The sequence below is a fragment of the Rubrobacter marinus genome (assembly GCF_011492965.1).
Lineage (GTDB): Bacteria > Actinomycetota > Rubrobacteria > Rubrobacterales > Rubrobacteraceae > Rubrobacter_F > Rubrobacter_F marinus.
On the sequence record NZ_CP045121.1, the window covers coordinates 3,513,152 to 3,531,645 of the forward strand.

Sequence of the window (18,494 nt, forward strand, 5' to 3'; positions counted from 1 at the left end):
TCCTTCCGCTCTCCTGAACGACCGGCATATTCTAGCCGGTACGTCCCCTCCCGACGGTGCGACGGTTTGCAGTAGCGGGCGCAGCCGTAGCGCCTCCTCGCCGGCGGAGCGAGCTACGCTCCGCCGGCGAGGAGGCGGAGGAAGAGCGCGAGGCGGTGCTCGGCCCAGAAGCGTTCGCTCCTCGAGGCGGAGACGAAGGCGACGTGGCCGCCGCGCGGGGGCGAGACGAGCGAGACCCAGGGGTTGTCCCGAAGCTCCGGGCGGCGCAGGGGCGCGAAGGGGACCAGGGGGTCGTCCTGGGCGTGGATCACGAGCGTCGGCACCCTTATGCGGGAGACGGAGCGGATGGCGCTGGCGCGCGCGTAGTAGTCGTCGGCGTCCCCGAAGCCGCCGTACGGCGCGGTGTAGAGCTCGTCGAAGCCGCGGACGGTGCGCGCGCGGGCGAGGTCGCGCGCGTCGTAGAGGTCGGGGAAGAGCGCCTTCTTGCGCAGGACGAGATCCCGGAGGCCGCGGGCGAAGGCCCTTTCGTAGGCGTAGTTGGAGGGCCGCTCCAGGTTCGCGACGGTCCGCGCGAGGTCGAGGGCGGGCGAGACGGCGCAGACGCCGAGGAGCGACGGCGGCGCGTCCTCCCCCATCTCCCCGGCCATCTTGAGGGCCAGGTTGCCGCCCATGGAGAAGCCCGCGACGAGGATGCGCGAGAGCCCCTCCCGCGCCAGCTCCCCCACGACGGCGGCGAGGTCGCCGGACATGCCGCTGTGGTAGAGCGTCGGCGTGAGGGCCTCGGTGCCGCCGCAGTTGCGCTGGTTCAGGCGCACCACGCTGGCCCCCGCCGCGTGGGCGAGGCGCGCGGCGCCGACGACGTAGGGGGCGTCCGCCGAGCCCCCGAGGCCGTGCACGAGGACGACGGTGGGGCGGGCCCTCCGGTCCCCGTGCCAGCGACAGCGGGCGAGGAGGCGTACCCCCGGCTCGACCTCGAAGAGGCGCGACTCGTCGCCGCGGTTCTCCTCGGCGCGGACGCGCCCCGGCCACGCCCACGCCGCGAGCGTCTGCGCGTGGCCGTTCCGCAGCAGGGGGTGCGGCCGGAAGGGGCGCGCGCGGGCTTCGCGCTCCATCGCGCGCAAGGGCTCCGCGCCCGCCCCCGGGGAGGTCTTCGAGCGATGCGGGTCCAGGCTCCAACTCCTCTCGGGGCACTGCGTCGTGGGGCGCCGTAGGACGGTAGGACGCTCCGGCTGCGTTCGAGCACGTGACTCTACCGGCGCCGGCGGCCGTCTTGCAAGGAGCGTCGTTCGGGTGCAGACTCCGCGGGAGGTGCGAGGGTTCGAGGACAAGAGCGGCCGGGGGACGGGCGGTTGAGCGGGCTCTCGCCAGCGCCCCGGCCGGAGGGAGGCGTCGGGGCATCCTCCCGGGACGGGCGCTTCGCCCCCAGCCCCACCGGGCCGCTCCACCTCGGCAACCTCAGGACGGCGCTCCTCGCGTGGCTGTTCGCGCGCTCGGCGGGGGCTCGTTTTCTCGTGCGGGTCGAGGACCTCGACCGTTCGCGCGTCCGTCCGGGGGTCGAGGAGGCCCAACTCGCGGATCTCGCCGCCCTCGGGCTCGACTGGGACGGTCCCGTCGTGCGCCAGTCCGAGCGGGGGGCGTTTTACGAGGGGGCCATCGCCCGCCTCGACGCGGGGGGGCTGCTCTACCCCTGCTACTGCACGCGCGCCGAGATCCGGGCCGCCGTCTCGGCCCCCACGGCATCGCCGCCTCGGACCGCTACCCCGGCACCTGCCGCGAGCTCTCGGCGGCCGAGCGCGCGAGGAAGGAGGCGTCGGGGCGCCCTCCCGCCCTGAGGGTGCGTGCGGAGGAGACGCGGGCGGCGTTCGAAGACGGGCTGCTCGGACGCCAGGAGGGCGAGGTCGACGACTTCGTTGTCCGGCGCAACGACGGCGCCCCGCCTACCAGCTCGCGGTCGTGGTCGACGACGCGGAGCAGGGCGTGGGCGAGGTGGTGCGCGGCGCGGACCTCGCCGACTCGACCCCGCGCCAGATCCTCCTCTACGACCTGCTCGGCCTCCCCGTCCCCCGCTACGCCCACGTCCCGCTCGTGCTCGGTCCGGACGGCCGGCGCCTCGCCAAGCGCCACGGCGCCGTGACGCTCGCCAACCGGAGGGCAACGGGCCAGACGCCGGAGAGAGTCCTCCGCTGGATGGCCCTCTCGCTCGGCCTCGCCGAGCCCGGGGAGAGACCGGGCCTCACGGACCTTTTGGCCCGCTTCGACCCGGCCCGGCTGCCGCAGGAGCCGACGGTCTGGGACCCGACGTCCGCGGCATAGCCGCCCCCCCTCGAACCCGCTATGGGCTACCCGAGCGCGGCGATCGTTACCGAAGTGCCAGAGCGGCGGGAGCGCCGGCGTCTCTTACCGGCTCGTTTCCCTGCGGAGCTACCTATCCAGAGACCATGCTTCTATGCGGCGTAGGGTCGGGCCCAGATTGGTCTCCTCGTAGTCGAGGTGTGAGAGCAGGTGCTCGGAGAGCCCGCGCAGCCTGGACGCGAGGTCGGCGCGGGCCCCTTCGTCGTCGCCGATCCTCCGGACCGCTTCCTCCACGCTGTCGAGGTACCGGGAGACGAGCTCGTGGTCGGCCTCCAACCTGTCGATTACGGGGTCTAGCTCCGGGTTCAGGCCGCGCAGCGCGGGGAACCAGTGGGCGTCCTCGTGGTTGTGGTGCAGGTGGACGAAGTAGCAGTACTGCATGCAACTCTCCCGCAGCCGCCACAGCAGGCTCGTGGACTTGAGCTCCTCCACGCGCGCCCTGATCCCCTCGGCCGGCGCCCCTCCGTTGACCTCCTCGACGAGCGCCGCGACCGAGTCCAGGCTCTGGCGGATCATGCCGTGGATAAACAGCAACTCCTCGTAGAGCGCCTCCCCCCGCGGATGCGTCGCCCCCTCGTTGACCATCGACATAACAACCCCTCCGTAACATCCCGGCATCTCGGCGGCACACCGACCTTCGGTGTTCGCCGGCTGCAGCCCGACGCGCCGGCGTCGAAGAAGGGCGCGAGCACCCGGCCCCCTTCGATCCCACATAGAGTACGGCATTCCGCCGCCGAGGACGAGGGCGATCTCGTCGCAGCTTACGCGCGGGGCGGACACGAGCCGGGGTTTTCCTTCTTGTGCTTTTGGGCACATAACTCTCGGGGAAGCTCGAGGGAAGGAGGCAAGCCAGATGCAGACGAACATCGAGAGCGTGTTGTTTATCGACAGCGGGTTGCTGAGCGGTTTGGAGGCCATGAGCGAGTTGAGGGAGCTGCTGGACGAGCTCTACGGCGACCTTGCTTGACGAGGCTTGAGCCTGCGGGGGCGAGGCAGGGCGTGAATGCTCGCCTCCCCTCGCTCCCGTCGGCGGCATACGGCACGAAGCGTCGGTGTCGAGCACCGATCGGGTGCCGTAAACCGAGGCAGAGCCCAGATCCTTCGCGATGTAACTGGAGAGGCGCTCCCTTCTCGGTTCGGTTAGGAGCCTCTCAGCCCCTCTCTCAACCAATACATCTGCAGGTACATGGCTCCCAACAAGCTCTTGAAGTTCCAATGCGCAGTAACCCCGGAAGGGTCGCGGGCTCCATCCTCGACACTGAGAGCAGAGCTGCAATAGTTACTCACCATATGCTGCACCTCATCGGCCACGGTTTCGAGGGCGTGGCAAAGGTAAACCCCGCCGTAGATAGACGGCAGCCCGTACAGTTTGGCGAGACGACATAAATAACATGCGGTGATTCCTCTACAACTTGGTGACGGCTTCCTCTAAGATGTGAAGTTCCTGGGGAGGCGAACAGGAGGCGGAGGGGTGGTTTCGTGGAGGTCATAGAGAACCCTGTCCTTAACTCACCCTTCAAGGAACCTACGAGGCATCTCCGCTTCTCGGATGAAGGTATAACCATCAAGATCGTGGAGACCATTTGCGAAAAACCGGTTAATCCATGAGCCTTGGACGGTCCAAACAGCGTATTGCCGACCACGGAGAGGTGTTCACGCCCGCTTGGATGGTCGAGGCGATGCTAGACCTCGTGAAGGACGAAGCCGAGCGCATCGACTCCCGCGTTCTGGAGCCGGCGTGCGGAAGCGGGAACTTCCTCGTCCAGGTCCTGCGGCGAAAGCTCGCGGGAGTCGAGCTGAAGTTCGGGAAGGCCGATTTCGAGAAGCGGCACTACGCCCTTCTCGCATTGATGTGCACATACGGGATAGAGCTGCTGGCGGACAACGTCACGGAATGCCGCGCGAACCTGCTGGAGATCCTCGCCAAGTGCTTGCATCTGGACGCGTCGGACGATCTCTACCGCGCGGCGTCCTACGTGCTCGCGCAGAACCTCGTGCACGGCGACGCGCTCGCCATGCAAACGCACGACCGCCGGCCGATCACCTTCGCTGAGTGGGGGTATTTGGGCAAAGGCAAGTTCCAGCGGCGCGACTTCCGCCTCGACATTCTGACGCAATCGGCGGCCTTCAGCGCCGAGGATTCGCTCTTCGCCCACCTGGGCAAGCACGAAATCTTTGCGCCTACGAAAACCTACCCGTCGATGACGGTGCGGGATCTGGCCGACGCGTCCGGTAAGTGCCCGGAGGAACACGAATGAGTATGCAAGCCAGCTTTGCACTTCGTGGCCGCAACCCCGACGTGCTGACGTGCATCGCCAACCTCTCCAACGACGAGGTCTTCACGCCGCCCGAGTTCGCGAACCGGATGCTTGACACGCTGGCCGAGGCGTGGGCGGCGGACCACGGCGGCGCAAACCTCTGGGCGGACCCCTCGGTGCGGTTCTTCGACCCGTGCACGAAATCGGGCGTCTTCTTGCGCGAGATCACGCACCGCCTGACCGAGGGACTGGCCGACGAGATACCGAACCTCAATGAGCGCGTGGATCACATCCTAGCGCAGCAGGTGTTCGGCGTCGCTATCACACAGGTCACTGCGCTGCTGGCCCGTCGCAGCGTCTACTGCTCGAAGCACGCCAACGGCGAGCACTCCATCGCCCGTTCCTTCGACGACGCAATCGGCAACATCCGGTTCGATCGCACCGAGCACACGTGGTTGGATGGCAAATGCAGGTACTGCGGGGCAAGCCAGAAGACCCTCGACAGGGGCGAAGGCTTGGAGACCCACGCCTATGCGTTCATTCACACCGACGACATCAAGGCGCGCGGCGCCGAGATATTTGGGAGAGATATGCAGTTTGACGTCATCATAGGTAATCCACCATACCAGTTGAAGGACGGTGGGCACGGCACAAGCGCGGCGCCAATTTACCAGTTATTCGTGGAGAAGGCGCTAGGTCTCGATCCGCGTTTCGCGGTGTTCGTGACGCCTTCGCGGTGGATGGCGGGGGGGAAGGGGCTCGACAGGTATCGGGAGCGGATGCTTTCCGACAAGCGCCTGCGCAACATCGTTGACTTCCCAAAGCTCTATGAGGGCTTCCCGGGCGTGAAGATTCGCGGCGGCATCTCTTACTTCTTGTGGGATCGCGATCACGAAGGCCCGTGCACCGTGCAAACATTCTGGGACGGCAAGCCGACCGGGCCGACGGTCACCCGCCACCTCGATGCCTACGACATCCTCGTGCGGCGCAACGAGGCCGTGCCGATTCTGGAGAAAGTTAGAGCTAGAGGTGAGCCCACACTCGATGCCCGCGTCTCTAGCCGAAAGCCTTTCGGACTCGCTACGAACTTCAAGGGCAAGACGTCTCCGTCAGGTCTGCCCGTACCCATACGGCTTTTTGCCAATCAGCGGGTAGCTTGGGTTGCCCGCAAGGAAATTCCGATCAACACTGAGTGGATCGACAAGTGGAAGGTCCTGATGACGGCGGTGCAAGGGACGAGCGCCGCCGTTGAGACCAAGTTTCTCAGTAAGCCCATCATTGCGGAGCCCGGCACCGCGTGCACAGAGACCTACCTCGTGGCTGGCCACTTCGATACCGAAGTCGAAGCCGGGAACTACGCGAGATACCTCCGCACGCGGTTCGTCCGGTTCCTCGTCTCGCTCCGCAAGGCGACGCAGCACGCGACACGTGACGTATACGCCTTCGTTCCTGATCTACTGCTTGACCAAGAGTGGACGGACGCCAAGCTCTATAAGCGGTATGGGCTGAACGAGGAGGAAATCGCCTTTATCGAGTCGCAAGTCGCCGAGCACGACGACACCCTTTTCGATGAAGCAGCCCCCGCCAATGATGACGGCGAATAAGCCCACCATCGAGGAAGTTCTCGCTCCCAAACCTGAAGTTCGGCCGCGCATCTACGCCTACGCTATAGGCGACGCCGCGCACGCGGGCCTGCTCAAGGTGGGCCAGACGACGCGCAACGTGAAGCGGCGGGTCGCCGAGCAGCTCAAGACGGCCGCGATCACGAACTACCGGATCGAACTGGACGATCCCGCCGAGCGCGACGACGGCACGCCGATCACGGACCACGAGGTGCGCGCGGCGCTCCGGAAGAAGGGCTTCGCGAACCCCCAGCTGGAGTGGATGCGCTGCTCGGTCGCCGACGTGAGGACGGTGCTCACCGAGCTCCGCACCGGCAAGCCGCTCACCGGCACGCACCACGAGACGTTCCCGATGCGCCGGGAGCAGGCGGAGGCCGTCGAGAAGACGGACGCCTACTTCCGCTCGATCTGGCAGGAGGATTCGGACGCCGTCCCGCGCTTCCTCTGGAACGCGAAGATGCGCTTCGGCAAGACGTTCACCGCGTACCAACTCGCCCGGAGGCTCGGCGCTCGGCGCGTGCTCGTGGTCACGTTCAAGCCCGCCGTAGAGGACGCGTGGCAGACCGACCTCGAATCGCACGTGGACTTCGACGGGTGGCAGTACCACTCCCGCGCCACCGGCGCTGACCCCACCGCCGCCGACCCCGCACGCCCGCTCGTGTACTTCGGCTCGTTCCAGGACCTGCTCGGGCGGGACGCGGCCGGCAACATCAAGGCGAAGAACGAGTGGCTCCACGCCATCAACTGGGACCTTGTGGTGTTCGACGAATACCACTTCGGCGCGTGGCGCGAGACCGCGAAGGAGCTGTTCGAGGGCGAGGACGACGCGGTGGCGAAGAAAGAGGCGAAGGTGGAGTATGCGCCCGAACTGGACGTGGTGAACGAAGACCTCGGCACGCTCTCCGCAAACGAGACCGAGTTCTTGCCCATCACCACGCGGGCCTACCTCTACCTCTCGGGCACGCCGTTCCGCGCGCTCGCCACCGGCGAGTTTATCGAGGAGCAGATCTTCAACTGGACCTACACGGACGAGCAGCGCGCCAAAGAGACATTCGCCGCCGGGCACCCCGGTGAGCGAAACCCCTACGGCGCGCTCCCACAGCTGCGCCTGCTCACCTACCAGATGCCCGGCGAGCTGCTCGCGATCGCGAGCGCCGGAGAGTTCGACGAGTTCGACCTCAACGCCTTCTTCGAGGCATCAGGGACGGGGGCCAATGCGCAGTTCAAGCACAAGAGCGACGTCCAGAAGTGGCTGGACATCCTCCGCGGCGCGTACATGCCCACGGCAGTCGAGTACCTGAAGACGAGCACGCGGCCACCGTTTCCGTATTCGGACGTGCGCCTGCTGCCCTACCTCCAGCACTCATTCTGGTTCATGCCCAACGTGGCCGCCTGCCACGCGATGGCGAACCTGCTGGCAGAGCGGCATAACACCTTCTGGCACGACTACGAGGTGGTCGTCGCCGCGGGCGCGTCGGCGGGCATCGGCCTGCACGCGCTGCCGCCTGTGCGCAAGGCCATCGGGGGCGGGTTCGACTCCAAGACCATCACGCTCTCGTGCGGCAAGCTCACCACCGGCGTCACGGTGCCGCAGTGGTCCTCCATCCTGATGCTGCGCAACCTGAAGTCGCCCGAGACCTATTTCCAAGCGGCGTTCCGCGTGCAGTCGCCGTGGTCCATCAAGAACCCGAACGGTGACGACCCGAACGAGGAGGAGATCCTCAAACCCGTCTGCTTCGTGTTCGACTTCGCGCCCACGCGCGCGCTGCGGCAGCTCTCCGAGTACGGGATCGGGTTGTCGCCGAACGAGCCGAACCCGGAGAACGCCGTCCGGGACCTCGTGTCGTTCTTGCCCGTGCTCGCCTACGACGGCGCAAACATGACGCAGATCGACGCGGGCGGCATCCTCGACATCGCGATGGCGGGCACCTCGGCGACACTGTTAGCCCGCAAGTGGGAAAGTGCCTTGCTCGTAAACGTCGATAACGATACCCTGCGCCGCGTCCTAAACGATCCCGAGGCGACTGCCGCTGTCGAGCGCATCGAGGGCTGGCGCTCGCTGGGCGACAACATCATCGAGACCATCATCAACAAGAGCGAGAAGGTCAAGGAGCTAAAAGGGAAGGGCAAGGACCGAGACCTCACGCCCAAAGAGAAGAAGGAGCTATCGGATGAGGAGAAGGAATACAAGTCGAAGCGGAAGCAGATTCAGGAGAAGCTGATTAAGTTCGCGACGCGGATTCCGGCGTTCATGTACCTGACCGACTTCCGCGAGAACACCCTTCAGGACGTCATCACAAAGCTCGAGCCGAACCTGTTCTTGACGGTCACGGGCCTAACCGTGCAGGACTTCCACTTGCTCGTGCGGCTGAAGGTGTTCAACACCGAGCAGATGAACCAGGCGGTGTTCGCGTTCCGCCGCTACGAGGACGCCTCCCTGCGCTACACGGGCATCGAAAGCCACCACGGGCTGACGCACTACGGGCTCTACGACACCGTGGTAGCGAGGGACTGAACGGCGGCAGCTTCATCGTCCGCCGCGCCTACTTTACCGGCGCGGACAAACCGTACGAGAAGCTGAAAAAGACTCTGAAAGTGGAGATAGACGAAGCGGCTTGGGCCAGCCTGTACTCCACCGTTAGCCGTCCCTTCGATGCTCCAGAGACCGGCAAGATCGCCGTGAAAGTAATCAACCACTACGGCGACGAGGTAATCAAGGTCTGCGACGTTGGGAACGGCTCGAACGGCAGTCCCCGACAGAAGAAGGTTTGGACTGCTCCGACTTGTTGAGGCAGGGATCAACCCCGTCCGACAAAGATAAAGGAGCCGGGCGGTAAGCCCGGCTCCGGCGTAACCCTTGCAGGGCTCCCTAGTACCTGAGCCCGCTTCTAAGTACCCCAAGCAGCCTCTCTATCCCCGGCTCCAGCACGTCCCGAAGCTCCGGCTCGATCAAGGTCTCGGCCTTCCTCTCCACCCTCTCCATCATTTCCAGGATGGTCCCGAGACCATCCTGGTCGTCCTGGTTCGGCTGCGCTATCCTCTTCTCGATCAGGAGCTTACTCCTCTTGGTCCGGGCTCCGGGGTGTTCCAGCACCGCCGGGGCCATTTCTCTTCCGACAACTGTATTTTACAGTTTTGTGTGTTTTTTGTCTACTATTTGTGGTAATATTTTGTGCAGGTAGCAGTGCAAAATGTCGGGCATGGAGGTCAACGTGGAGCGGTTACGGGAGTTGAGGCGGGAGCGGGTGCTCTCGCTGCGAGAGCTCGAGGAGAGAAGCGGCGTCTCCTACAACACCATCTGGCGCATAGAGGACGGCCGGCAGGGGGCGCATCCTCGGACCGTGCGGAAACTGGGGGAAGCTCTTGGAGTAGATCCGTCGGAGCTCGTCAAGAAGGGGCAGTAGGCTATGGGCAAGCGCGGTAACGGAGAGAGGAGCGTCTACCAGCGTAAGGACGGGCGCTGGGTCGGTCAGTACCTCGTGTACCTACCAAGCGGACCGAAGTACCGCTACATCTACGCCAAGACCCGCAAGGCTGCGACGGAGAAGCTCACCAGGGCCATGGCGGACCGAAACGGCGGCATCGTCTTCGACGACGAGAACATGACGGTCTCGGACTTTCTGGACGTGTGGATCTCCGATTGCGTCAAGGACACGATCCGGGTCAGCAGCTTCGAGCGGTACAAGAGTATCGTGGAGTTGCACATCTCCCCAGCGCTCGGAAGGCTGAGGCTCAAAGCGCTCACTCCGGCGCACGTACAGGGTTTCTACCGAGGCAGGCTCGACAGTGGCCTCTCCCCGCCACGGTGCACAAAATCCACGTCGTACTCCACAAGGCACTCTCGCAAGCCGTGAAATGGTCCTTGATACCCAGGAACGTCACAGAGGCCGTCAGCGCCCGCGCCCGGCCCCGAAGGAGATGCGGCCCTCTCGGAAGAGGTCAGAAAGCTGCTTGAGGCTGCCAGAGGAGATAACCTCGAAGCCCTCTGGGTGCTCGCCGTGCACACGGGGATGAGGCAGGGAGAGATCTTGGCCTTTAAGTGGACGGACGTTGACCTCGAAGCCGGCAAGGTCAGCGTTAGACGGACCCTGACCAGGGAGAGCGGACATTATCGGCTGGGGGAACTGAAGACGAAGAGAAGCCGCCGAACGGTCAAGCTCACGAAGGCGGCCAACGAAGCTCTACGGGGCCACCTCGGACGCCAGATGGAAGAGATGGACCGGCTAGGGGACCTCTATCAGGATCAAGGTCTCGTCTTCACGACGGACAGCGGCGCTCCGTTGAACCCCTCGAACATACGCAATAGGAACTTGCGCCCTCTCACGAGAAAGGCGGCCCTCCCGCAGATCCGCTTCCACGACCTACGGCACACGTGCGCCACTCTTCTGCTCTCAAGAAACGTCCATCCAAAGATAGTCCAGGAGATGCTAGGGCACGCTACGGTGGCTATTACCCTCGATACCTATAGCCACGTGTTGCCTGGTATGGGAGATCAGGCCGCCAAAGAAATGGAGAATGCGCTTTCCTAACCTGACAATCGTGAAGCGTGTCAAGGTAAAGTCTAAGGTATCGAAAGAGAGGTGCAGGTGTTTGCTTCCGAGCTAGCTCTTGTAGAGAAATTACTTGATTGCGTACAAATAGATTCTCCCTGGGGCCCTGTAGACGTGGGCTTGGAGTTCTTTTATCAGCGCGGCAGAACAGATGTCGTGCTGATCGACAACGATAGATCTATTATAGCTCTCGAGGCCAAACTCTACAGGTGGCGCCAAGCACTACAACAGGCTTATAGAAACACCTGCTTCGCGCACCGCTCATACGTTGTTCTGCCGGAAACTACTGCATCGCTAGCTCAGCGCTACGCATCGGAGTTTCGTCGTAGAGGAGTTGGAATTTGCTATGTATCAGCGAATGGAGTTGCAATAGTGCAAGAGGCGCAGCAAAATATCCCTCTACAGCCTTGGCTGTCTGATCAAGCACTGTCGTGGGTGACGGGGGACGGGGAACTATGTCAGAGGTTCAGCTAGAGAGTATTGCCCGAGAGATTTGCCAGGTTAGAAACTATCAATTCGTTAGTCAAGTTGGAGCGGGAGCTTTCAAGGAAACGTTCCATGTGCGTCCCTCGGAGGATGCATCTCTCGCTCTTAAGGTCTTCAGACCTAAGAACACGGACGATAGAGTTCTACGGGAAATCGACGCGATGAAGCGTTGTGACCATCCCAACGTAGGCAAGTTGTTCGCAGTAGATTATTTCCATACAGAGGATCAAAAGTACTTATTCTCCATCGAGGAGTTTTTAGCCGGCGGTACGTTGACCGAACGCGTCGAACAACGGTTGTTGCCCGTCGAAGAGGTACTGAAGTTCGGTAACTCATTGATAGAAGCAGTGTCGCACATAGCATCACACGGCCTCGTTCATAGAGATCTAAAGCCAGACAATATAATGTTCAAGGAGGACCGGGAGACACCCGTAGTGGTTGACTTGGGTTTGGTTAGGGACCTCGCAGAAAGCTCACTCACGCAAACGTGGCTTATGCGGGGCCCAGGAACGCCATACTTCTCTGCTCCGGAGCAGTTGAATAACGATAAAGAACTTATCGACTGGAGAACTGATCAATTTTCGCTAGGAGTTGTCTTGTCGATATCAGTACTGGGCTACCATCCGTTTTCTGAGGAGAATGAGACAGCCGCTCAGCTGGTGGAGAGAGTAGCGAAAAGGGAATCTCCAAGCCCTCTTTTTTGGAACGACATTTCGGATCTAGGCTTGAATGCGCTCGGCAAGATGATCTCTCCTTGGCCCGTGGAGAGGTTCAGGACACCCGAGAAGTTGGCGGCGGCTTGGTCCGACCAGGGCAACGGTTCGTAGTGCCTGCCTACCACCAAATGGGACACGATTCCCGCAACCTGCTCGCTGAAGAACACTTGTCTCGTTATACGGGAGCAATACTAAGCCCCGTAAATTACGTTGAGACCGATATTAGCACTCAGATTACGACCGCTCCTGACCGTTTCGACACTATCTTTGATCCGCAGTTGTATTACCCACAGACGCTTAGGGGCGAGCTCCGACGGTGGAGCTACTTCCCGAGCGACGTAGACACGGCGGATACGGGTTTGGATACTTGGTGGAGAGATCTGGTAGACGGAATCGCGGACACCTGTGCAAACTTGCGGCCGAGTGCTGCATGTTCCCCAGCTATAGTCCCTCGTTCTTTTACGAATGAGTACTATTCCAGGCTGGTGAGAAGTGGTAACTATCTTCATGAGAGATTGGCAGGGACCGACGTTCGATCCATTCAAACACTAATAGTGGGGCTTGCTGACCTCTCAGTCCCTGGACGCGGTATAGAAATTGCCTCCATAGCTTCTCGTACGGCAGCTTCCGAGATATACATCGTAATCAGCGGGGATACCCTTCCAAGAAGGGAACTAGCTGACACAGAAGGTCTCAAAGGTGCAATGCGACTTGTATCTGCGCTGGAGGGTGCAGGATTACCGGTGCTCATGGGGTTCACATCGTCAGATATGGTGCTCTGGAAAGCTGCTGGAGCCTCTTCGTGTGCAACAGGAAAATTCTTCAACCTACGCAGATTTACTTCGTCGCGCTTTGAAGACGAAAGCGCCGGAGGCGGAGGTCAACTTCCCTACTGGTTCGAGGAATCGTTGCTGGCTTTTCTGCGGGAGCCAGACATAACAAGGATACGAGCTAGACACCCAGACATGTTAAGCGAAAGCAGCCTTAGAAATCCCTTCGGGCTAGAGATATTAGAGGGCTTGGACTCGGGTGAGGGAAGGGCATGGTTGGGTACAAGCTGGCGTCAATTTATGTACGCTTTCGCGGATCTTGAGCATCGCATCTCTCAAAGTACTGTCGACGTTCGGAGTTTTTTACATCGGGCAGAACAGAACTGGCGATTTCTTGATGATTCCTCCTTCTTTATGGATGAGATGAGGAATGATGGTACTTGGCTCCGGACCTGGCGCATAGCGGAGGCGGAGTATAGAGATCACTGATACGTTGGACTCAACGGCTGCTAGCAAACCTCTTAGAAATCCAGTTCGAGTATTTACCTGTTCACCTGTGCCATGAATCAAGTGTTGCCTAGCCCCACTGCTATCGAGGAAGAAGCGGGTTACTGTCAAGTCACTGTCGAATGCGAGAGGGGGAACGCGTACCTCAAATCACGCAGCCAACAATTTGCCTGCAAAATGACATATATTAGAAGTGGAGCCGAGGGGGATCGAACCCCTGACCTCCGCCGTGCAAGGGCGGCGCTCTCCCGGCTGAGCTACGGCCCCGGAATCGGGGTTGAGTTTACGCCGACGAGCGGGGTTCTTCAACGCCGCTTCGCGGCGCGTCCCGGCTCGGCCTGCCGCGCGGGCACCGTCTCACACTCGTGCCGCCGGGCACGCATGGAGGAACGGCGCGTATCGTCCTCTTGGGCAAGGCGGTACAATGTCCGGGCCGGTAGACCAGCAGACCAACCGAGAGGTAGGACCCATGGCCCTCTACGAATACAAGTGCTCCGACTGCGCGGAGCAGTTCGATCTCATGCGCCCCATGAGCGCGGCCGACGAGCCCGCCGAGTGCCCCGAGTGCGGCGGCGCCGAGTCTCGACGTTTGATCTCCAGCTTCGCCTCCGTTACCCCGGGTGCTTCGGCGATGAACACCAACCCGATGATGGACGCCCGCATCGCGAGCGGCAACGCCGCGAGCCGCGGCGGATGTTGCGGCGGGAGTTGCTGCGGCTAGAGATCGGCGAGACGAACCGCCCCGGATAGGGGCAGCCGGGGGGCCGCCGGAGGCGGTCCCCCAACTCGTCCTCAGGGGCATCGAGGAGTTCAATGCGGGCGAGTTCTACGAGTGCCACGAGTACCTGGAAGAGGCGTGGATGCAGGAGCCCCGCAGGGTGCGCTTCCTCTACCAGGGCATCCTCCAGGTGGGCGTCGGCTTCTACCACCTGAAGAACGGCAACTGGCGCGGCGCCACCGGCCTCCTGCGCAACGGCGCCGTCCGCCTCAAGGAGTTCGAGCCCGAGTCCCTCGGCATCGACGTCGCCCGCCTCGTCCGCGAATCCGAAACATGCCTCGGGGAGCTCGAAGCCCTCGGCAGGGAACGCGTCCGCGAGTTCGACCTGAGCAGGATCCCCAAGGTGACTTTTACCGGGCAGCAGGCGTCCTCCTGAGAGACGGAGCGTCTCGCGAGAGGTGCGAGCGACGCTCCCCCTCCCCGAGCGTAGGCGAAGAGCAGCATCCGTGGGCAACGAGGGCGGGTGGGCAGCGATGCCCGGCGGCAACCGGGGGAGGCGAACCCGGGTAGATGCGGGTTTGCCAACGTCGGTGATCGTGGTTATGTTGTGCAGGAGGGAAATCATGGCGGCGCGGGAGCAGAGAGATCGCGGTTCCGGCATCAGGAGGGCGCGTAGCCCGTGGCACGTCCCGGAGGTTTAGGGTGAGGCCCCAGGACCTCGGCATCGGCAAGCTCTTCGAGAACGTCCGCGACGCCGTGATCGTGGCGGAGGCGGGCACGGGGCGCATCGTCCTGTGGAACCGGGCGGCCACGGAGGTCTTCGGCTACGCGCCCGAGGAGGCCCTGGGGATGAGCGTCGAGGAGGTCGTCCCCGAGCGCCTCAAGGAGAGGCACAGGGCGGGCCTCTCCCGCTACCGCGACACCGGCCACGGCCCGTACATCGACTCCTATACGGTGCTGGATCTCCCCGCCGTCCGTAAGGGCGGCGAGGAGGTAAGCATAGAGCTGACGCTGAGCCCCGTCGAGCCCCTGCCGGAGTCGGAGGCCGAGGGGCGTTTCGTGCTCGCCGTCGTGCGGGACGTGACGGAGCGCAAGCGGGCCGAGGAGGCCCTGCGGACCTCCGAGGCCGAGCTGCGGGCGCTCCTCGCCGCGATGACGGACGTGATCCTGGTGCTCGACGCGGGGGGCCGCTACCTCAGGATCGCGCCCACCAACCCCTCGCTCCTGTACAGGCCCCCCGAGGAGACCATCGGCCACACGCTGCACGAGCTCTTTCCGCAGGATCAGGCCGACGTGTTCGTGAGGCACATCCGGGCGGCCCTGGAGACGGGGCAGACGGTGAGCCTCGAGTACAGCCTGCCCATCGAGGAGCACGAGGTCTGGTTCGACGGGACCGTCTCGCCGATGCAGGACGGCACGGTCCTCTTCGTCGCCCGCGACATCACCGAGAGGAAGCGGGCGGAGCGGGAGATCAGGGAGCTCAACGCGCAACTGGAGAATCGGGTGGCGGAGCGCACCGCCCGGCTGGAGGCGGCGCTCGCGGAGCTGAAGGAGAGGGAGCGGGGGCTCCGGGAGAGCAAGGAGCGCTACCAGGCGGTCGTCGAGCAGGCCGGGGAGGGCATCTTCCTCTTCGACCCCTCGACCAAGCGCATCCTCGAGGCCAACCTCGCCTTTCAGCGCATGTTCGGCTACGCCGCAGAAGAGCTGGGGCAGACGACCCTCTACGACCTCGCCCCGCAGGACCCCGAGGGCGTCGACCGCAACGTCGCGCGCGCCATGGAGCTGGGCCAGATCTGGGTCGGCGAGAGGCGCTACCGGCGTAAGGACGGCACGAGGATCGACGTGGAGGTCTCGGGGAGCGTGATCTCCTACAGCGGCAAGGAGGTCGTCTGCTCGGTCGTCCGCGACGTCACGGAGCGCAAGCGGGCGGAGGAGGCCCTGCGCGCCAGCGAGGAGCGCTTCCGTTCCCTCGTCGATCAATCCCCGCTGAGCATACAGATCCTCTCCCCGGACGGCCGGACGCTCCGGGTCAACCGCGCCTGGGAGGAGCTTTTCGGCCTGACCCTGGAGGGCATCGAGGGCTACAACCTGCTCGAGGACCCCCAGCTTGTGGAGAAGGGCGTGATGCCCTACGTCCTTCGGGGCTTCGCGGGGGAGCCCACCGAGATCCCGCCGATCGCCTACGTCCCCGACGAGACCCTCCCCGGGGCCTCCGCCTACAGGGACCAGGAGCGCTGGGTGCAAGCCTTCATCTACCCGGTCAGGGACGCCGCCGGAGAGACGCACGAGATCGTCCTGATGCACGAGGACGTCTCCGAGCGCAAGCGGGCGGAGGAGGCCTTGCGGGAGAGCGAGGAGCGCTACCGCGCGGTCGTCGAGCAGGCGGCCGAGGGGATCGTGCTGGTCGACGTCGAGACGAAGCGCATCTTCGAGACGAACGCCGTGTACGAGAGCCTGCTCGGGTACTCCCCGGACGAGATGAAGGCCCTGACCCTCTACGACATCGTGCCCTACGGCCGCGAGAGCATGGACTGCTACGTCGAGCGGGTGCTGGAGAGAAGGGTCTACGTCAGCGGCGAGAGGCGCCACCTGCGCAAGGACGGGACGCTGGTGGACGTGGAGGTGAGCGCGAGCGTCATCTCCTACGGCGGGCGCGAGGCCATGTGCGTCGTCGTCCGCGACATCACCGAGCGCAAGCGGGCCGAGGAGGCGCTGCGCGAGGCGCGGGAGGCCGAGCGGCGCAGGATCGCCCGCGACATGCACGACCAGGTGCTCTCGGATCTGGTCTACGCCCTGAGCGAGATCCAGATCCACCAGGAGCTCTACGGGCAGGGCGAGGGGGACGGCGGCCTGAACGACGCCGCGGAGGCCATGAGGCGCTCGGTCGAGGGGCTGCGCGCCGCGATCTTCGAGATGCGCCTGGACGAGACCCTGGAGAGGTCCGTCTCGTCCTCGCTCGAAGCCTTGATAGAGGTGAACCGCCGGATGGCCCGCGGGCGCTACGGCGTGCAGTTCGTCCTGGAGGAGGGCGCGGCCGAGACCATACCGCTGGAGACCGGCAAGGGGCTGGTGCGCGTGCTGCAGGAGGCCCTGAACAACGCCCGGCGCCACTCCGGAGCCAGCAACATCCGCGTGGCGTTGCGGCTCGAGGACGGGCAGGTCCTGGCGGAGGTCTCCGACGACGGGCGGGGGTTCGATCCCCGTTCCTCCGTGGGGGGCGTGGGCATGAGCTCGATGCGCGGGCGGGCGGAGGCCCTCGGCGGGCAGCTCGAGGTCGAGAGCGAGCCGGGCAAGGGCACGACGGTGCGCTTCAGGGGCCCCCTGCCCTCGTGAGCGCGGGGTAGCGGCAAGCCCACCCGCCACAAGCCGCGGACGACGGTACCCCGACGTCCATCCCCTTGCGCTCGACGCCCCGAGGCGGCAGCGGCGGGGCACCTCGATCAGGAGGGCCCGACCGGGCGCGCTCTGGAGACCATGCCTACGCTGGACGGACACGAGGTTCGACGGCGGCCACACGGTCTCGGGAGGGCGCCGTGCCCCGCGGGTTCGGTTGGTGCGTCGCGGAGCGGAGAAAGGGGTCGAGATGGCGGAGAGAGGTACCGGGCTCGGGGAGAGCGAGATCCGAGAGATCGTGCGGGACGAGGCGCGGGGGGCGTAGGAGGAGGCCCCGGCCATGGCGGATTCCGCGCCGCTAGGGTTGGCGGCCTTTGCCCTCACGACCTTCCTCCTGAGCCTCTTCAACGCCGGGCTCCTGCCCGAGGCCGGGGAGCCCGTGGTCTTCCCGCTGGCGGCCTTCTACGGCGGGCTCGCGCAGTTTGTCGCCGGGCTCTTCGAGTTCCGCAACAACGACACCTTCGGCGCCACGGCGTTCACCTCCTACGGCGCGTTCTGGCTCGCCTCCCGGGCGCTGGAGACCTTCTACGCCAACCGCATCCCGGAAGACCAGCTTCCCCTCTACGTCGGCTGGTCCCTTCTCGCCTGGGGCCTCTTCACGGCGTACGTGTGGATCGGGTCGTTAAAGGTCAGCGTCGCCGTGAACGCCGTCTTACTCCTGCTCACCGCGACGTTCGTCCTGCTGGGCATCGGCGACGTGATCGGGAGCGCCGCGATCGTACGCGCAGGCGTCTACCTGGGCCTCGTCACCACGCTGGCCGCCTGGTACGCCTCGGCGGCAGGAGTGCTCGACGACACGGTGGGGCGCACCATCCTGCCCGTCGGACACAGGTAGAGACCGAAACCTCCCAGAACCGAAGGCGCGCAAGCGCTCCCGCTCGAGCTCGGAGATCCCTATTCCCTGCGGTCCATCCTCGCGCCTCCGCGCCGGGTCGCCGCCCGGCGACTCTCCCGCAAGGGGGACTATTAGGGGGCGTAGGACCTCGCCGGGGCGTTTTGTGTGGTGGATCACCAAACGCCGTCCCGACAGGTTCTACCGTCCGCTGATGGGCAGGGGCAAGAGATCCCGATTCACCTGCGGACACGACGGACCGGCGCTCGTTCGGCAGACGGACGAGGGCT

17 protein-coding genes, 1 tRNA gene and 1 pseudogene are annotated in these 18,494 nt (G+C 64.2%); 15 read left to right on the forward strand and 4 right to left on the reverse strand.

Annotated features, from left to right (window positions below; genetic code table 11):
- Nucleotides 1-113: 113 nt before the first annotated feature.
- Complete coding sequence (locus GBA65_RS18115) at nt 114-1,112, reverse strand: YheT family hydrolase (protein ID WP_166397750.1); 999 nt, start codon at nt 1,110-1,112, stop codon at nt 114-116.
- Between the two features lie 237 nt (nt 1,113-1,349).
- Here GBA65_RS18115 and gluQRS point away from each other — a divergent pair.
- Nucleotides 1,350-2,313, forward strand: a pseudogene (gene gluQRS / locus GBA65_RS26780) (tRNA glutamyl-Q(34) synthetase GluQRS).
- Nucleotides 2,314-2,421: 108 nt separating this feature from the next.
- Here gluQRS and GBA65_RS18125 read toward each other — a convergent pair.
- A complete protein-coding gene (locus GBA65_RS18125) occupies nt 2,422-2,943 on the reverse strand; it encodes a hemerythrin domain-containing protein (protein WP_166397751.1) in 522 nt (173 codons plus the stop codon).
- 888 nt (nt 2,944-3,831) lie between these two features.
- Between GBA65_RS18125 and GBA65_RS25535 the strand changes: the two genes are divergently transcribed.
- From GBA65_RS25535 to GBA65_RS18145, 5 genes are all read left to right on the forward strand, one after another.
- Nucleotides 3,832-3,960: a hypothetical protein gene (locus tag GBA65_RS25535; protein WP_266096515.1), complete on the forward strand. Its 129-nt coding sequence runs from the start codon at nt 3,832-3,834 to the stop codon at nt 3,958-3,960.
- Nucleotides 3,957-4,610, forward strand: coding sequence for an N-6 DNA methylase (locus GBA65_RS18130; RefSeq protein ID WP_166397752.1), 654 nt, complete (start codon nt 3,957-3,959; stop codon nt 4,608-4,610). Before GBA65_RS25535 ends, GBA65_RS18130 begins: the two co-directional genes overlap by 4 nt.
- Entirely contained in the window at nt 4,607-6,214 is a 1,608-nt protein-coding gene (locus GBA65_RS18135; protein WP_166397753.1) for an Eco57I restriction-modification methylase domain-containing protein, read from the forward strand. Before GBA65_RS18130 ends, GBA65_RS18135 begins: the two co-directional genes overlap by 4 nt.
- Nucleotides 6,198-8,747 carry a GIY-YIG nuclease family protein gene (locus tag GBA65_RS18140; RefSeq protein WP_166397754.1) on the forward strand — a complete coding sequence of 850 codons (2,550 nt, stop codon included), beginning with the start codon at nt 6,198-6,200 and terminating at the stop codon, nt 8,745-8,747. Before GBA65_RS18135 ends, GBA65_RS18140 begins: the two co-directional genes overlap by 17 nt.
- A gap of 80 nt (nt 8,748-8,827) precedes the next feature.
- Nucleotides 8,828-9,022, forward strand: a complete 195-nt coding sequence (locus GBA65_RS18145; RefSeq protein ID WP_207955906.1) for a hypothetical protein — start codon at nt 8,828-8,830, stop codon at nt 9,020-9,022.
- Nucleotides 9,023-9,101: 79 nt separating this feature from the next.
- On the opposite strand, the gene GBA65_RS18150 is transcribed toward GBA65_RS18145, so the two are convergent.
- On the reverse strand, nt 9,102-9,338 hold the full coding sequence (locus GBA65_RS18150; RefSeq protein WP_166397755.1) for a hypothetical protein: 237 nt from the start codon (nt 9,336-9,338) through the stop codon (nt 9,102-9,104).
- A gap of 94 nt (nt 9,339-9,432) precedes the next feature.
- Here GBA65_RS18150 and GBA65_RS18155 point away from each other — a divergent pair, with 94 nt between their 5' ends.
- The 5 genes from GBA65_RS18155 to GBA65_RS18170 all read left to right on the forward strand — a co-directional run bounded on the left by GBA65_RS18155 (nt 9,433) and on the right by GBA65_RS18170 (nt 13,243).
- Nucleotides 9,433-9,636: a helix-turn-helix domain-containing protein gene (locus GBA65_RS18155; protein WP_166397756.1), complete on the forward strand. Its 204-nt coding sequence runs from the start codon at nt 9,433-9,435 to the stop codon at nt 9,634-9,636.
- Nucleotides 9,637-9,639: 3 nt separating this feature from the next.
- Nucleotides 9,640-10,086 carry an N-terminal phage integrase SAM-like domain-containing protein gene (locus GBA65_RS23585; RefSeq protein ID WP_207955907.1) on the forward strand — a complete coding sequence of 149 codons (447 nt, stop codon included), beginning with the start codon at nt 9,640-9,642 and terminating at the stop codon, nt 10,084-10,086.
- 135 nt (nt 10,087-10,221) lie between these two features.
- Complete coding sequence (locus GBA65_RS23590; protein WP_407691023.1) at nt 10,222-10,761, forward strand: site-specific integrase; 540 nt, start codon at nt 10,222-10,224, stop codon at nt 10,759-10,761.
- A gap of 476 nt (nt 10,762-11,237) precedes the next feature.
- Nucleotides 11,238-12,095, forward strand: coding sequence for a serine/threonine protein kinase (locus GBA65_RS18165; RefSeq protein ID WP_166397757.1), 858 nt, complete (start codon nt 11,238-11,240; stop codon nt 12,093-12,095).
- Between the two features lie 404 nt (nt 12,096-12,499).
- Nucleotides 12,500-13,243 carry a hypothetical protein gene (locus GBA65_RS18170; RefSeq protein WP_166397758.1) on the forward strand — a complete coding sequence of 248 codons (744 nt, stop codon included), beginning with the start codon at nt 12,500-12,502 and terminating at the stop codon, nt 13,241-13,243.
- Nucleotides 13,244-13,455: 212 nt separating this feature from the next.
- Here the strand turns inward: GBA65_RS18170 and GBA65_RS18175 are convergent.
- Nucleotides 13,456-13,528: transfer RNA gene (locus GBA65_RS18175), tRNA-Ala, on the reverse strand.
- 202 nt (nt 13,529-13,730) lie between these two features.
- On the opposite strand from GBA65_RS18175, the gene GBA65_RS18180 reads away from it, so the two are divergent.
- The 4 genes from GBA65_RS18180 to GBA65_RS18195 all read left to right on the forward strand — a co-directional run bounded on the left by GBA65_RS18180 (nt 13,731) and on the right by GBA65_RS18195 (nt 18,207).
- Entirely contained in the window at nt 13,731-13,982 is a 252-nt protein-coding gene (locus GBA65_RS18180) for an FmdB family zinc ribbon protein (RefSeq protein ID WP_166397759.1), read from the forward strand.
- Between the two features lie 124 nt (nt 13,983-14,106).
- On the forward strand, nt 14,107-14,415 hold the full coding sequence (locus tag GBA65_RS18185) for a DUF309 domain-containing protein (protein WP_407691113.1): 309 nt from the start codon (nt 14,107-14,109) through the stop codon (nt 14,413-14,415).
- Between the two features lie 266 nt (nt 14,416-14,681).
- Nucleotides 14,682-17,312 carry a PAS domain S-box protein gene (locus GBA65_RS18190; protein ID WP_166397760.1) on the forward strand — a complete coding sequence of 877 codons (2,631 nt, stop codon included), beginning with the start codon at nt 14,682-14,684 and terminating at the stop codon, nt 17,310-17,312.
- Between the two features lie 340 nt (nt 17,313-17,652).
- A complete protein-coding gene (locus tag GBA65_RS18195) occupies nt 17,653-18,207 on the forward strand; it encodes an acetate uptake transporter (protein WP_166397761.1) in 555 nt (184 codons plus the stop codon).
- Nucleotides 18,208-18,494 lie beyond the last annotated feature (287 nt).

What these genes read in the sequence shown, in the direction of transcription:
- GBA65_RS23585 (WP_207955907.1), top strand. Translation starts at nt 9,640, where the DNA reads ATGGGCAAGCGCGGTAACGGAGAGAGGAGCGTCTACCAGCGTAAGGAC.
- GBA65_RS18150 (WP_166397755.1), bottom strand. Translation starts at nt 9,338, where the DNA reads ATGGCCCCGGCGGTGCTGGAACACCCCGGAGCCCGGACCAAGAGGAGT.
- GBA65_RS18155 (WP_166397756.1), top strand. Translation starts at nt 9,433, where the DNA reads ATGGAGGTCAACGTGGAGCGGTTACGGGAGTTGAGGCGGGAGCGGGTG.
- GBA65_RS18125 (WP_166397751.1), bottom strand. Translation starts at nt 2,943, where the DNA reads ATGTCGATGGTCAACGAGGGGGCGACGCATCCGCGGGGGGAGGCGCTC.
- GBA65_RS18195 (WP_166397761.1), top strand. Translation starts at nt 17,653, where the DNA reads ATGGCGGATTCCGCGCCGCTAGGGTTGGCGGCCTTTGCCCTCACGACC.
- GBA65_RS18140 (WP_166397754.1), top strand. Translation starts at nt 6,198, where the DNA reads ATGATGACGGCGAATAAGCCCACCATCGAGGAAGTTCTCGCTCCCAAA.
- GBA65_RS18130 (WP_166397752.1), top strand. Translation starts at nt 3,957, where the DNA reads ATGAGCCTTGGACGGTCCAAACAGCGTATTGCCGACCACGGAGAGGTG.
- GBA65_RS18115 (WP_166397750.1), bottom strand. Translation starts at nt 1,112, where the DNA reads ATGGAGCGCGAAGCCCGCGCGCGCCCCTTCCGGCCGCACCCCCTGCTG.
- GBA65_RS18165 (WP_166397757.1), top strand. Translation starts at nt 11,238, where the DNA reads ATGTCAGAGGTTCAGCTAGAGAGTATTGCCCGAGAGATTTGCCAGGTT.
- GBA65_RS18135 (WP_166397753.1), top strand. Translation starts at nt 4,607, where the DNA reads ATGAGTATGCAAGCCAGCTTTGCACTTCGTGGCCGCAACCCCGACGTG.
- GBA65_RS18180 (WP_166397759.1), top strand. Translation starts at nt 13,731, where the DNA reads ATGGCCCTCTACGAATACAAGTGCTCCGACTGCGCGGAGCAGTTCGAT.